Raw genomic sequence first — 14,368 nt, forward strand, 5'->3', positions numbered from 1 at the left:
CCCGGTCTATGAGCCTGTGTCGACAGGCGCTCATTGCTCCGGCGTGCGCGCGAAGTCATAATGTAGCCCCTTTTTTCTGTCCCTACATGTGGAAGGTTCCCGTGACTCAGAAGCCCGACCAGTGTCTTGGTGAATGGATCGATCGTGAAGCGCTCGCCGAGGCGATGATTCCGCTGATCGGTCAGCTCTACCGCAATAACAACGTGGTGAGCTCGATCTATGGCCGCAGCCTGATCAACCGTTCCGTCATTCAGATCCTCAAGGCCCACCGCTTTGCGCGTCACCGCCAGGCCGGCGAAGTTGAATTGTCTGTCCACGAGACATTCCCCCTGCTCAAGGCCATGAGCGAGCTGAAACTGGGCGCCGCCTCGGTGGACCTGGGCCGCCTGGCCAACAAGTTCAAGGAACAGGGCAACGGCCGTACTGCCGAGCAGTTCGTTCGTGAAGAAATGGCCGACATCGTCGGCCAGCAGAACGCTTCCCCACGCAAGGGCAAGGACGTCGTGCTGTACGGCTTCGGTCGCATCGGCCGCCTGCTGGCACGCATCCTGATCGAGAAGACCGGTGGCGGCGACGGCCTGCGCCTGCGGGCCATTGTGGTGCGCAAGGGCGCCGAGAACGACCTGGTCAAGCGCGCCAGCCTGCTGCGTCGCGACTCGGTACACGGCCCGTTCGACGGCACCATCACCATCGACGAAGCCAACAGCACCATCACCGCCAACGGCAACCTGATCCAGGTTATCTACGCGAAGAACCCGTCCGAAGTCGACTACACCCAGTACGGCATCAGCGACGCGCTGCTGGTGGACAACACCGGCGTATGGCGTGACGCCGACGGCCTGGGCCAGCACCTGGCCTGCCCGGGTGTCGACCGCGTGGTGCTGACCGCACCGGGCAAGGGCAAGCTGAAGAACATCGTCCACGGCATCAACCATGGCGAAATCACCGCTGACGACAAGATCGTTTCTGCGGCGTCCTGCACCACCAACGCCATCGTGCCGGTGCTCAAGGCCGTCAACGACAAGTTCGGCATCGTCAACGGCCACGTCGAGACCGTTCACTCGTACACCAACGACCAGAACCTGATCGACAACTTCCACAAGGGTTCGCGCCGTGGCCGCAGCGCCGCGCTGAACATGGTAATCACCGAGACCGGCGCCGCCACCGCTGCTGCCAAGGCCCTGCCTGAGCTGGCCGGCAAGCTGACCGGCAACGCCATTCGCGTGCCGACGCCGAACGTCTCGATGGCCATCCTGAACCTGAACCTGGAAAAGGCCACCACTCGCGAAGAGATCAACGAGTACCTGCGCCAGATGGCCATGCACTCGGACCTGCACAAGCAGATCGACTTCGTGAACTCCCAGGAAGTGGTGTCCACCGACTTCGTCGGCTCGCGCCACGCCGGTGTGGTGGACGCCGAGGCGACTATCGCCAATGACAACCGCGTTGTGCTGTACGTCTGGTACGACAACGAATTTGGCTACAGCTGCCAGGTAGTGCGGGTGATGGAAGACATGGCGGGTGTGAATCCGCCAGCGTTTCCACGCTAAGCGCTAGCTTGGAAATGAAAAAGCCCCGGCAGTGATGCCGGGGCTTTTTTGTTGCCGTTAACGGCAACCGTCGAAACACCGCGAGCTGCTCTTGATCTTGATCCGGTGCGGCCCTTGATTTTGATTGTGTGCCCCATAAAGCGCCAGGGCCGACTGGAGGCGTTGGCCAAGCGGTCCCTGGCGTAGCCGGGGAAGACGGAACCGGAGGCGCTTCTATTCCGGGCCGTCGTCCGCTTGGGCGACGCCGGAGGGAGGGGACCCGCAGCGAAGCGGAGGGACCAAGCAGGGGCAAGCCTTTTTTGCTTACTTTTTGTGGCGTTTGACAAAAAGTGAGCCGCCGTAAGGGCGGAAAGGTGATTGTGCATCACCCTAGGAAATGGATATGTTCACGATGGTCGGATCCCGCTTATGACGTTTCTGGATATATCCATTTTCGTGGTGCGGCCACCGACCGTTTCGCCCTTACGGCGACTCACTTTTTGGCAGTCGCCCCAAAAAGTAAGCAAAAAGGGCTTGCCCCTGCTTGGGCCCTACGCTGCGCTACGGGTCCCCTCCTTCCGGCGCCGCTCAACGGGCAGACTGATCTGGTCAACCAATCCCGGACATTTGTTTAGGAGCTACGCCGCCAGCCTTTCATGCTCCACCGGCGTGCGGTACTCGTTATGGCTGTGAAGCCGGACCTGGTTGTAATGATGGATCACGTATCGAAGCACATCCGGCCTGGCCTTCGCCTCGTCCTGGTAGCCTTTCTTGGGTATCCATTCTGACTTCAGGCTGCTGAAAAAACGCTCCATCGGTGCATTATCCCAGCAGTTTCCACGCCGGCTCATGCTTTGCCTCATCCCGAATCCTTCAAGCTTGTCGCGAAACAGCTCACTGCTGTACTGACAGCCTTGATCCGAATGAAACATGACCTTGTCGGGCATTCCGCGGGCCTGATAAGCCAGCTCCAATGCCTTGCACGCCAATGCCGAATCGGGGCTTTTGGAGATGGCCCAACCCACGATCCGCCGGGCATACAGATCGAGGACAGCCGCCAGATAGAGCCAATGCGTCCCCGCCCAGATATAGGTGATATCACCACACCAAACCCGATTGGGCGCCGACACTTCGAACTGGCGCTCCAATAGATTGGGTGCAAATTTTGCCTCCACCGTGGCCAGGCGATAAGGGTTTGGCCGACGTTGAATGCTCCGCAAATCAGCCTCGGCCATTAACCGCCCGGCCAAAAAACGCCCCACCTGTTCGCCCTGGGCCTTGAGCGCCGCAGACAATACTCGTGCGCCCATGGAGCCTCGACTTTCGGCGTGCAGCCCTGTGGCCAACGTTTTCAGCCGTTCCCGGTCTGGATCGGGGCAATTGCGGCGCTTGAGATGCTCGTAATAACCGCTGCGGCTTATCCCAAAAACACGACACAAATCAGTCACCGAGAAACGCTCACTTAACGCATCGATCAAAGCCTTCGATCGAGGGAATCGTTCATCAAGAGAGCGGTAGCCTTTTTTAAGATTTCCTTCTCCAGCTCGAGCTTGCGGATTTTTACCTGCAGCGCCTGGATTTGCTGTTGTTCAGGCGTCATGGCAGAGGCCGTTTCAGGGGTGATGCCAAAACGCTCTTGGCGGAGTTGTTCCACCCACCGACGCAGTGCGGTCGGGCCCACGCCCATGGCTTTGCAGGCTTCTGGAGTGGTGTAGCCACTATCAAGAACAAGGGCTGCTGCCTCTTGCCTGAACTCTGTCGAAAAATTACGTCGGGACATCGAACACCTCTTGGTTGAGCGGTAGATTACCGCTCCTTTGGGCGTGTCCGGGATAATTAGGCCACATCAGACGGCACCCGCTATAGAAGCCTGCGGGTTACCGTCTCTTCGGCCTGCGGCCTCGGCCCTTCGGGCAGCCCGTTGATCGACGCCTCCAGTCGGCCCTGGCGCTTTACGGGGCATACAATCAAGATCAAAAGCCAGATCAAGATCAGAACCCAAATCACAAGCAGATCAACGGCGGCTCAACAGCAGATCATAGGGCTGTATTTACGCCCTAGCAGCCTCAGCTGTCCGCAGTGCATGCTTGTTCCCATGGAACAACACCAACGTCGCCACCAACCCCAACACCGCCGCACCACTCAACCAGATCCCCGGCGCCGCCTTGTTGTCCAGCACATGGATCAAGTAGGTGCAGGCCGCCGGGGTGAAGCCGCCGAAGGTGGCGGTGGCCAGGCTGTAGGCCAGCGAGAAACCGGTGGTCCGTACTTCTACTGGCATGATCTCGGTCAGCGCCACCACCATGGCGCCGTTGTAGCTGCCGTACAGGAACGATAACCACAGCTCTACCATCAGCAGGCGTTCAAAGCTGGGCGCCTGCACCATCCAGTTCAGCGCCGGGTAGGCCGTGAGGATCGCCAGGATGGTCGCCGCCAGCAGCAGCGGCTTGCGGCCGATGCGGTCGGACACCGCGCCCATCACCGGCAGCCAGAAGAAGTTCGACAGGCCAATCAGCACGGTCACCAGCAGGGCGTCGAAGTCGGACAGGTGCAGCTCGGCCTTGCCGAAGGTGGGGGTGTAGGCGGTGATCAGGTAGAACGACACGGTGGTCATCACCACCAGCGCCATGCCGGCCAGTACCAGGCCGAAGTTCTGGCCGATGGAGCGCACGACTTCCTTGAGGCTGGGGCGGTGCTTGCGGGCCTGGAACTCCGGGGTTTCTTCCAGCGAGCGGCGAATCATGAAGATGGCCGGCACGATCATGCAGCCCACCAGGAACGGCACGCGCCAGCCCCAGTCGCCCATCTGCTCGGGGCTTAGCCAGTGGTTCAGGGCTACGCCCAGCAGGCCGGCGAACACCACCGCAGCCTGCTGGCTGGCGGACTGCCAGCTGACGAAGAAGCCCTTGCGGCCGGGCGTGGCGATTTCCGCCAGGTACACCGACACGCCGCCCAGTTCCACGCCGGCCGAGAAGCCCTGCAGCAAGCGGCCCAGCAGCACCAGCAGCGGCGCCGCCACGCCCAGGGTGGCGTAGCCGGGCACGCAGGCGATCAGCACGGTGCCCATGGCCATCATTGCCAGGGTGACGATCAGCCCTTGGCGGCGGCCATGGCGGTCGATGTAGGCGCCGAGGAATATCGCCCCCAGCGGGCGCATGAGGAAGCCGGCGCCGAACGTCGCCAACGACAGCATCAGCGAGGCGAAGGCACTGTCGGAGGGGAAGAAGGTCTTGGCGATGGCGGTGGCGTAGAAGCCATACACCATGAAGTCGAACATCTCGAGGAAGTTGCCGCTGACAACGCGAAAAATCGCCTTGCCCTTGCCTGTGGTCGAGACCATGGAAGTGCACTCACTGCAAATTGTTGTAGTTGGTGGCCGCAGCGCACGGCCTTTCGCAGGCTTTGGGGCCGTTTTGCGAAAAATAATTTGTAACAATATGTATAAGTGTAGGACTTGGCAACGATTCTGCCTGGAAGGTGTAACGTTTCAGCCGATCGATCAAGATGCCCGAGGCTGCAAAAGTGCCTCGCGCAAGTTGTCAGAAAGGCCCCTGGGGGCCAGCCAGATGTTCAGGTATAAACGTGCCAAGTCCTTGTCTTTGCTGATAAAAATGACCTGGCCGTTGCGCTCCAGGGTGAGCCCCGATGCGCTGTTGTAGGTGAGGGCATAACGGTCACCGGCATGGATGTCGATAAAACTCTGGTGCAGGCGGTCGATTTCCGGCCGGGCCGCCCGCAGCTGGTTGGGGCTGGCCTGGCGTTGCAGGGTCTGGTTGGCGGCCTTGATCACGTCGTCGCGGCCGATGTCGTGGAAGTAGAACAGCTCCAGGCGCTGGTCGCGCAGGCTGTCCACGGCCTGCTGCGGGCTGACGTCGGCTTCGGTATAGAAAGCGGCGGCGTAGACGTCGACGAATAGGTAATTGAGCAGCGCCTGGTTTTTGCGCTGCAATGTCGGCGACTGTCCCCATTGCGTGGCGAAATTCGCCTCGTTGAGGCGGTCGGCGCTGTTGCCCCAGGCCAGGGCGCAGAAGAAGAGCAGAAGCAACAGCGGCTTGTGGCGCATAATGGCGTCTTCCTCGAATGTCTGCCTCAAGGTTAAGTCAAAATTCGCCTGCCCATGCACCTTGCCCGTCCTTTTCTCCTGCTCAACCTGCTGACGACCCTGGCGGGTTGCAGCGCTGGCGACCCGGTGGAGTCCTTCAGCGGGCCCACCATGGGCAGTCGCTACACCATTCAATACGTGCCCACCGCCCATACGCCACGGCCCGGGCAGGTGCAGGCGGAGGTGGAGCGCATCCTCGGCGAGCTTGACCAGCAGCTGTCGCTGTACCGCGACGACTCCGAACTGGTGCGCTTCAACGCCTTGCCGGCCGACAGCTGCCGGGTGATGCCGCCGGCGGTGCTGGAACTGGTGCAGTACGGCCAGTCGCTGTCCAGTGCCAGCGATGGCGCCTATGACCAGACCGTGGGGCCGCTGATGAACCTGTGGGGCTTTGGTCCGCACAGCCGCCTGCAACAGGTGCCGCGCCCGGCCGTGCTGGCCCTGACCCGCCAGCGCGTGGGCTACCGCCACCTGAGTATCAGCGGCAACCAGTTGTGCAAGGACGCCGCCGTGCAGGTCGACCTCAACAGCGTCGCCGCCGGCTATGCGGTGGAGCGTATCGGCGCGCGGCTGCAGGCGCTGGGCATCGGCAGCTACCTGGCCGAGGCCACGGGCGAGCTGAAAGCGGCGGGGCGCAAGCCCGATGGCAGCGCCTGGCAGGCCAGCGTGCCCACCCCGCGCGCCGACGACCAGCAGGCCAGCCAGGTGCTGGGCGTCGACGGCTACGGCGTGTCCACTTCGGCCGAGCACCGCCACTATTTCGTACAGGAGCACCGGCGTTATTCGCACCTGCTCGACGCGCGCACCGGCGCGCCCATCACCCACGCCCTGGCCTCGGTCACGGTGATTCATCCTTCGGCGTTGTCGGCCGATGGCCTGTCGACCCTGTTGATGATCCTGGGGCCGGAGCAGGGCTGGGACTACGCCAGTGGCCACGACATCGCCGCGCTGTTCGTGCGCCGCGATGGCGAGATGCTGTCCAGCCGGCCGACGCCTGCATTCGAACGGATGGCGGCAGCAGGAAAAGTTGATCATTGACGTGCAGGTGATAGCCTTTGACGCGACCAAGGGTTAATGTTCGCGGCAATTCCGCTTCTATAGACTGCATCCCCGAGTTTTCGATGCCGCGCTGGCGGCATGTTGAGCCGGAGGTACCAGACTGGTGCCTCGGCCTGTTCTGAAGGAGTACGCATGGCTGTCTACAACTATGATGTAGTGGTGCTGGGTTCCGGGCCCGCGGGTGAAGGCGCGGCAATGAACGCCGCCAAGGCGGGGCGCAAGGTGGCGATGGTCGACAGCCGCCGCCAGGTCGGCGGCAACTGCACCCACTTGGGCACCATCCCGTCCAAGGCCCTGCGTCACTCGGTCAAGCAGATCATCCAGTTCAACACCAACCCCATGTTCCGGGCCATTGGCGAGCCGCGCTGGTTCTCGTTCCCGGATGTGCTGAAAAGCGCCGAGCAGGTCATCGCCAAGCAGGTTGCCTCGCGCACCACCTACTATTCGCGCAACCGCGTCGACGTGTTCTTCGGCACCGGCAGCTTCTCCGACGAGCAGACCGTGGAAGTGATCTGTGCCAACGGCGCCCAGGAAAAACTGGTGGCCAAGCAGATCATCATCGCCACCGGCTCGCGCCCGTATCGCCCGGCCGACATCGACTTCCACCACTCGCGCATCTATGACAGCGACACCATCCTGAGCCTCACCCACACCCCGCGCAAACTGATCATCTACGGCGCCGGGGTCATCGGCTGCGAATACGCGTCGATCTTCAGCGGCCTGGGCGTGCTGGTGGAGCTGGTGGACAACCGCGAGCAACTGCTGAGCTTCCTGGACTCGGAAATTTCCCAGGGCCTGAGCTACCACTTCAGCAACAACAACGTCATGGTCCGCCATAACGAAGAGTACGAGCGCGTCGAAGGCCTGGACAACGGCGTGGTGCTGCACCTCAAGTCCGGCAAGAAGATCAAGGCCGACGCCTTGCTGTGGTGCAACGGCCGTACCGGCAACACCGACAAGCTGGGCCTGGAGAACATCGGCATCAAGGTCAACGGCCGTGGCCAGATCACCGTCGACGAAGCCTACCGCACCAGCGTGCCGACCATTTATGGCGCCGGCGACGTGATCGGCTGGCCGAGCCTGGCCAGTGCCGCCTATGACCAGGGCCGTTCGGCCGCCGGCAGCGTGGTGGACAATGGCAGCTGGCGCTACGTCAACGACGTGCCGACCGGCATCTACACCATTCCCGAGATCAGCTCCATCGGCAAGACCGAGGCCGAGCTGACCCAGGCCAAGGTGCCGTACGAGGTGGGCAAGGCGTTCTTCAAGGGCATGGCCCGCGCGCAGATCTCCGGCGAGCCGGTGGGCATGCTGAAGATCCTGTTCCACCGCGAGTCGCTGGAGATCCTCGGCGTGCATTGCTTCGGCGACCAGGCGTCGGAGATCGTGCACATCGGCCAGGCCATCATGAACCAGCCGGGCGAACTCAATACCCTGAAGTATTTCGTCAACACCACCTTCAACTACCCGACCATGGCCGAAGCCTATCGGGTAGCGGCCTATGACGGCCTGAACCGGCTTTTTTGAGCGGCTCCGGCCGGTGGCCTGAGCCGGCCGGGGATACCGATTTCAGCGATTCCCGAGCGTGGCGGTGGCCAAACCGGGAAAGTCTGTAATCAGGCTGTCAACGCCGAAGTCGGCGAGCCGGCGCATCAGTGCCGGCTCGTTGACCGTCCACACCGACACATGCAACCCCTGGCGCTGGGCCTTGATCAGGCGCTCGGGGGTGCAGTGCGTCCAGTTCAGTGCCAATAGATTGCAGCCGTAGTTCTGGGCCACCTTCAACGGGTCCAGCCAGGCGTATTCGGCCACCAGGCCACGGGCCAGGTCCGGGGTCAGCTCGGCAGCGGCGCGCAGCACTTCCCGGGAGCTCGAGGTGATGGTCACCTTGTCCAGCATCCCGTATTCCTGGGCCAGCTCGCGAATTGCCAGCACCGTGGTGGCGGCGCGGGTGCGCGAGGCACTCTTGACCTCCAGCTGCCAGTGCTCGAAATCGCACGCCTTGAACAGGTCTTCCAGGCGCGGGATGGGGCAGGGCTGCACCCAGCCCGGGCCGCCCTTGCGCGCGTCGTAGGTCACCAGCTCCGCGGCGTCGTGCTCCACCACCTTGCCGCGGCGGTCGGTGGTGCGCTTCAGGGTCGGGTCGTGAATGACCATCAACTCGCCGTCGCGGGACAGATGCAGGTCCAGTTCGCAACGGCGCACGCCGTGCTTGAGGCATTCCTGGAAACTGGTGAGGGTGTTTTCCGGTGCTTCGCCTTTGGCGCCGCGGTGGCCATAAATAAGGGTCACGTCTGTTCCTTCAAAAAATGCAGAAGTCGGAGGAGGGCTGAAACTCAGGCACCCGGGGAATCGTTTTGTTCACGTTCGCGGCGCCGTTCGGCCGCTTGCTTTTGCAGGATGTAACGGGCCAGCAACTGGCGCTGGGCGTCACTGATGTCATCGAACTCGGTGCCAATCTCGAACTGGCCGTCGGGCTTGGCGTCGCAGTGGGTGACCTTGGCACGCAGCAGCAGGCCCAAGGCCTGGGGCATCAGCGCCATTTTCACCGACACGCGGCTGCCCGGGGCAATGGCCTCGGCCTGGCGGAATTCCACGCCACCCTCGGACAACACCACCGGCCGTGGCTCGCCGATGTGCCCCAGGATGGTTTGCGCCACCACCTGGCTGAGCAGGTCGATGCGCTTATTCTGGGCCTTGAGGAAATTGCCCAGGGTGCGGTCGCTGTCGCTGAGTTGGCGCAGGAGGTGCTGGGACTCGAATTCGCTGAGGTGCAGTTCGCTGAGCAGGTTGAACAGCGGCGAAGCATCTTGCAACAAGTCCGTGCCAGCGGCGTCGGCAGCTGAAAGTGGTTGAATTTCCAGTGCGATCCTATCGTCGATACGGTAGTATTCGCGGCGATCTTCTTCATCTAATGTCGACATGGCGAACCCATGGTAGCGGCGGTGGTCTGAGTGTAAAGCTGCTCGTCAAGCCCCGCCACAAGGACGTTCCTCTTTCATTCGAACAAGCCCCGACATGTTCAGACCTCTCTTCGTTTTCATCGGCGCGCGTTACACCCGCGCCAAGCGTCGCAATCATTTTGTGTCATTCATTTCCCTGACCTCGATGATCGGACTCGCCCTTGGCGTGATCGTGATGATCGTGGTGCTCTCGGTGATGAACGGCTTCGATCATGAAATGCGCACCCGCGTGCTCGGCATGGTGCCCCACGCGACCATCGAGTCCAGCAAGCCCATTGATGACTGGCAGGCCCTTGCCAGTAAAGTAAAGCAGAATCCCGCGGTGCTGGAGGTAGCCCCCTACACCCAGATGCAGGGCCTGATGACCAATGACGGCAAGGTCCAGAAGATGCTGCTCAATGGCGTCGACCCGGCGGAGGAGCGCAAGGTCACCATCCTTGACCAGTTCATCAAGCAGGGCAGCCTCGACGACCTGAAGGCCGGCGAGTTCGGCATCATGCTGGGCGACAACGCGGCCAACAAGCTGGGCGTGAAGGTGGGCGACAAGGTCACCTTCGTTACCCCGGAAGTCAGCATCACCCCGGCCGGCATGTTCCCGCGCATGAAGCGCTTCACCGTCACCGGCACCTTCCACGTGGGCGCCGGCGAGATCGACGGTTACCTGGGCCTGACCAACCTCGACGACCTGGCGCGCCTGCACCGCTGGCAGCCGGGCCAGGTGCAGGGCGTGCGGCTGAAGTTCGCCGACCTGTTCCAGGCGCCGCGCATCTCCTGGCAGATCGCCCAGGGCCTGGGCGACGAGTACTACGCCCGTGACTGGACGCGCACCCACGGCAACCTGTACCAGGCCATCGGCATGGAGAAATCCATGATCGGCCTGCTGCTGTTGCTGATCGTTGCGGTGGCGGCGTTCAACATCATCTCCACCCTGGTGATGGTGGTGAACGACAAGCGCGGCGACATTGCCATCCTGCGCACCCTGGGCTCCACGCCCGGTCAGATCATGCGTATCTTCATGGTGCAGGGCACCGTCATCGGCGTCGTCGGCACCCTGATCGGTGCCGGGCTGGGCATGCTCGCGGCCGTCAACGTCAGCGGCGCCATCGCGCTGCTGGAAAAGGTCATCGGGCACAAGTTCCTCAACCCCGACGTCTATTTCATCGATTACCTGCCGTCGCAGCTGATGGCCAATGACGTGTTCATGGTCTGCGGTGCGGCACTGGTCCTGAGTTTCCTCGCGACCCTGTACCCGGCGTGGCGTGCAGCGCGCACCCAGCCGGCAGAGGCGCTACGTTATGAGTGAGTTGGGCATGAGTGATAAAGCAGTGCTGAGTTGCCGCAACCTGGGCAAATCCTACGAGGAAGGCCCGGAGTCGGTGGTAGTGTTGTCGAACCTGCAGCTGGAGCTGTTCGCCGGCGAGCGCGTGGCCATCGTCGGCCAGTCGGGCTCGGGCAAGAGCACCCTGCTGAACATGCTCGGCGGCCTCGACACGCCCAGCACCGGCAGCGTCTGGCTGGCCGGCGAGCAGCTGTCGGCGCTGAACGAGAAGGCCCGCGGCCTGCTGCGCAACCGCGCGCTGGGCTTCGTCTACCAGTTCCACCACCTGCTGCCCGAGTTCACCGCCCTGGAGAACGTGTGCATGCCGCTGCTGATCGGCAAGACGCCCATTCCAGAAGCCAAACAGCGTGCTACCGCGCTGCTTGAGCGCGTAGGCCTGGGCCACCGGCTGTCGCACAAGCCGGCCGAGCTGTCGGGCGGCGAGCGCCAGCGGGTGGCCATCGCCCGTGCGCTGGTGAACAAACCTGGGTTGGTGATGCTCGACGAGCCCACCGGTAACCTCGACCAGCACACCGCCCAGGGTATCCAGGACCTGATGCTGGAGTTGAGCGTGTCGTTGCGCACCGCCTTCCTGGTGGTGACCCACGACCTCAACCTGGCCCGGCAGATGGACCGTGTGCTGCGCCTGGAAGAGGGCCGTCTGGTCCCGATCTAAGCCCTTGCGCCCGGGTTCGCCCGGGCGTTGCTCCAACCCTTTTTCCAGGTGCCTTGACGTATGTTCAGACCCTTATCCATCTTCGTCGGTGCGCGCTACACTCGGGCCAAGCGCCGCAACCATTTCATCTCGTTCATTTCCATGACCTCGATGATCGGCCTGGCCCTTGGCGTGCTGGCGATGATCGTGGTGCTGTCGGTGATGAACGGTTTCCAGAAGGAAATGAGTTCGCGCATCCTCGGCATGGTGCCCCACGCGACAATCCTCGGCGCCAAGCCCCTGGACGACTGGCAGCCGGTGGCCGCCGCCGCCTTGAAGAACCCCGAGGTGCTGGCCGCGGTGCCGTTCACCGACATGGACGGCATGCTGTCCTACAAGGGCTACATGCAGCCGATCCAGGTCAGCGGCGTCGACCCGGCCCAGGAAGGCAAGGTCTCGATCGTTGCCGACCACATCACCAAGGGCGCGCTGCAGGACCTCAAGCCGGGCGAGTTCGGCGTGGTCATCGGCGACATCACCGCGCGCCGCTTCGGCCTCAACGTGGGTGACAAGATCACCCTGATCGTGCCGGAGCTCAGCGGCGAACCGGGTGGCATCACCCCACGCCTGCAGCGCCTGAACGTGGTGGGCGTGTTCAAGGTGGGCGCCGAGCTGGATGGCTCCATGGCCCTGATCCACATGGCCGACGCCGCGCAGATCCAGCACTGGCAGCCCAACCAGGTACAGAGCGTGCGGCTCAAGCTCAAGGACCTGTACATGGCGCCCCAGGTGTCCAAGGCCATCGCCGCCAGCCTGGGTGAGGGCTATAAGGCCGACGACTGGACCCACACCCAGGGCAGCCTGTTCAGCGCCATGAAGATGGAAAAGACCATGATCGGCCTGTTGCTGCTGATGATCGTCGCGGTCGCCGCGTTCAATATCATCGCCACGCTGATCATGGTGGTGAACGACAAGGGCGCCGACATCGCCATCCTGCGTACCATCGGCGCCACGCCGCGGCAGATCATGGGCATCTTCATGGTCCAGGGCACGGTGATCGGCGTGGTTGGCACCCTGATCGGCGGCGTGCTGGGGGTTATCGCCGCCATCAACGTCAGCGCCGTGGTGGGCTGGCTGGAACGCACCACCGGCCAGCACATCTTCACCTCGGACGTGTACTTCATCAGCAACCTGCCGTCGGACCTGCAGGCGGGCGACGTGATCATGATCTGCAGTGCCGGCCTGATCCTCAGCTTCCTGGCCACCGTGTACCCGGCCTGGCGCGCTGCGCAGATCGAACCGGCCTACGCGTTGCGTTACGAGTGACCCCCTGACGCGGCGTGCGGCCGCTGCTACGACTGGCCCTGTAGCAGCGGCCACGGGCCGCGTCGAATGCAACCACTGGGCACGCAAAGTGCGTGGTAAACTGGGCGGGTTTACTCACGTCCAGGTTTCCAACATGCATCCCGCAGCCGAACATTCGCCGTTGGGCAAGTCCAGCGAATACATCTCCACCTACACGCCATCCCTGCTGTTCCCCATCCCGCGCGCGGCCAAATGGGCCGAGCTGGGCCTGAGCGCCGAGACCCTGCCGTACCAGGGCGTCGACTTCTGGAACTGCTTCGAACTGTCGTGGCTGCTGCCATCGGGCAAGCCGGTGGTGGCCATCGGTGAATTCAGCATCCCGGCCGACTCGCCGAACATCATCGAGTCGAAGTCGTTCAAGCTCTACCTCAACTCCCTGAACCAGACCCCGTTCGACAGCGTGCAGGCGCTGGAAGCCTGCCTGGTCAAGGACCTGTCTGCTGCTGCTGGCAAGCCGGTAGGCGTGCGCGTGCGTTCGTTGGCCGAGGTGCAGGCCGAAGGCGTGGTGGCCTTGCCGGGCGTGTGCGTCGACGACCTGGACGTGAGCATTTCCAGCTACGAGCACCCGCAGCCCGAGCTGCTGCGCTGCGACCCGTCGCGCGTGGTGGAGGAGAGCCTGCACAGCCATCTGTTGAAGTCCAACTGCCCGGTCACCAGCCAGCCCGACTGGGGTAGCGTGGCCGTGCACTACCGCGGCCCGGCCCTGGACCACGCCAGCTTCCTGGCGTACCTGGTGAGCTTCCGCCAGCACTCGGACTTCCACGAGCAGTGCGTGGAGCGCATCTTCATGGACTTGAAGCGCCTGCTGGACCCGCAGGAGCTGACGGTGTACGCGCGCTACGTGCGCCGCGGCGGGCTGGACATCAACCCGTACCGCAGCACCTCGGCGGTCACCCTGGAAAACGCACGGTTGGTGCGCCAGTAACGGATTCTGTAGCCGCTGCCGTAGGCTGCGCTGGCCGGTGTGGACCCTGAAGTTCTTCAGCGAGGCATCGGTCCAGCGCAGCCTGGCGGCAGCGGCTACGGGGCTGGGTCAGATCCCCATGCCACCCAGGGTCTGGACGATGTTGCGCAGCGTCCCGGCAAGCCCCGGGTGCTCCACTTCGAACCGTTCCACGGCCAGGTTCACGCCGTCGGCGAGGTTGGGGTTGTTGGTGGCGGTTTCCAGTTGCAGCTCGGCCTCGATCTGGGCCATCAGGTCGTGCAGGTTGGCACGCTCCTCTTCGTTAAGCGGCGGGTTCTGCTCCAATTGCTCGCGCAATGTGTTCAATTGCTCTTGCAGTTCGCGGGCAGGCATGGCGATCTCCCTTCAATGATAGGCACAGCCATTGACCGCGGCGCGGTGCCAAAGGTCCATGACTGACCTTTAGATTAATC

General features: G+C 62.9%; 13 protein-coding genes. 7 read left to right on the top strand and 6 right to left on the bottom strand.

Translation table 11 applies throughout. The features are described from left to right. Positions 1-86: 86 nt before the first annotated feature. Positions 87-1,550, top strand: coding sequence for a glyceraldehyde-3-phosphate dehydrogenase (locus tag RAM80_RS26995; RefSeq protein WP_416423435.1), 1,464 nt, complete (start codon positions 87-89; stop codon positions 1,548-1,550). A 617-nt stretch (positions 1,551-2,167) separates the two neighbouring features. On the opposite strand, the gene RAM80_RS27000 is transcribed toward RAM80_RS26995, so the two are convergent. The 3 genes from RAM80_RS27000 to RAM80_RS27010 all read right to left on the bottom strand — a co-directional run bounded on the left by RAM80_RS27000 (position 2,168) and on the right by RAM80_RS27010 (position 5,652). Continuing rightward, positions 2,168-3,309, bottom strand: a protein-coding gene (locus tag RAM80_RS27000; RefSeq protein ID WP_416422999.1) for an IS3 family transposase whose coding sequence is annotated in 2 segments (ribosomal slippage) — positions 2,168-3,060 and positions 3,060-3,309 — 1,143 coding nt in all. Because the reading frame shifts where the segments join, the coding sequence is not laid out codon by codon here. Positions 3,310-3,579: 270 nt separating this feature from the next. Beyond that, positions 3,580-4,869 (bottom strand): MFS transporter, encoded by a 1,290-nt coding sequence (locus RAM80_RS27005; RefSeq protein WP_416423436.1) that lies wholly within the window; start codon positions 4,867-4,869, stop codon positions 3,580-3,582. A gap of 159 nt (positions 4,870-5,028) precedes the next feature. Then, entirely contained in the window at positions 5,029-5,652 is a 624-nt protein-coding gene (locus RAM80_RS27010; RefSeq protein ID WP_416423437.1) for a chalcone isomerase family protein, read from the bottom strand. Between RAM80_RS27010 and RAM80_RS27015 the strand changes: the two genes are divergently transcribed. Continuing rightward, a complete protein-coding gene (locus RAM80_RS27015; protein ID WP_416423438.1) occupies positions 5,647-6,669 on the top strand; it encodes an FAD:protein FMN transferase in 1,023 nt (340 codons plus the stop codon). The two genes, RAM80_RS27010 and RAM80_RS27015, sit on opposite strands and share 6 nt — an antisense overlap. 153 nt (positions 6,670-6,822) lie before the next feature. After that, the gene (gene sthA, locus RAM80_RS27020; protein WP_416423439.1) at positions 6,823-8,217 is read left to right on the top strand and encodes a Si-specific NAD(P)(+) transhydrogenase; all 1,395 of its coding nucleotides are present in this window, start codon (positions 6,823-6,825) and stop codon (positions 8,215-8,217) included. 42 nt (positions 8,218-8,259) lie between these two features. On the opposite strand, the gene RAM80_RS27025 is transcribed toward sthA, so the two are convergent. Both RAM80_RS27025 and RAM80_RS27030 read right to left on the bottom strand, forming a co-directional pair. Continuing rightward, positions 8,260-8,982 (bottom strand): glycerophosphodiester phosphodiesterase, encoded by a 723-nt coding sequence (locus RAM80_RS27025; RefSeq protein WP_416423440.1) that lies wholly within the window; start codon positions 8,980-8,982, stop codon positions 8,260-8,262. Between the two features lie 44 nt (positions 8,983-9,026). After that, complete coding sequence (locus RAM80_RS27030) at positions 9,027-9,614, bottom strand: PilZ domain-containing protein (RefSeq protein ID WP_416423441.1); 588 nt, start codon at positions 9,612-9,614, stop codon at positions 9,027-9,029. Positions 9,615-9,708: 94 nt separating this feature from the next. On the opposite strand from RAM80_RS27030, the gene RAM80_RS27035 reads away from it, so the two are divergent. The 4 genes from RAM80_RS27035 to queF all read left to right on the top strand — a co-directional run bounded on the left by RAM80_RS27035 (position 9,709) and on the right by queF (position 13,916). Then, positions 9,709-10,956 carry a lipoprotein-releasing ABC transporter permease subunit gene (locus RAM80_RS27035; RefSeq protein WP_416423442.1) on the top strand — a complete coding sequence of 416 codons (1,248 nt, stop codon included), beginning with the start codon at positions 9,709-9,711 and terminating at the stop codon, positions 10,954-10,956. Positions 10,957-10,963: 7 nt separating this feature from the next. Next, complete coding sequence (gene lolD / locus RAM80_RS27040) at positions 10,964-11,647, top strand: lipoprotein-releasing ABC transporter ATP-binding protein LolD (RefSeq protein WP_416423443.1); 684 nt, start codon at positions 10,964-10,966, stop codon at positions 11,645-11,647. A 60-nt stretch (positions 11,648-11,707) separates the two neighbouring features. Continuing rightward, positions 11,708-12,952: a lipoprotein-releasing ABC transporter permease subunit gene (locus RAM80_RS27045; protein ID WP_416423444.1), complete on the top strand. Its 1,245-nt coding sequence runs from the start codon at positions 11,708-11,710 to the stop codon at positions 12,950-12,952. A 133-nt stretch (positions 12,953-13,085) separates the two neighbouring features. Next, the gene (queF, locus tag RAM80_RS27050) at positions 13,086-13,916 is read left to right on the top strand and encodes an NADPH-dependent 7-cyano-7-deazaguanine reductase QueF (RefSeq protein ID WP_416423445.1); all 831 of its coding nucleotides are present in this window, start codon (positions 13,086-13,088) and stop codon (positions 13,914-13,916) included. A gap of 108 nt (positions 13,917-14,024) precedes the next feature. Here queF and RAM80_RS27055 read toward each other — a convergent pair whose 3' ends face one another. Continuing rightward, positions 14,025-14,288 (bottom strand): DUF4404 family protein, encoded by a 264-nt coding sequence (locus RAM80_RS27055; RefSeq protein WP_416423446.1) that lies wholly within the window; start codon positions 14,286-14,288, stop codon positions 14,025-14,027. Positions 14,289-14,368 lie beyond the last annotated feature (80 nt).

Source organism: Pseudomonas sp. App30 (assembly GCF_047947025.1).
Lineage (GTDB): Bacteria > Pseudomonadota > Gammaproteobacteria > Pseudomonadales > Pseudomonadaceae > Aquipseudomonas.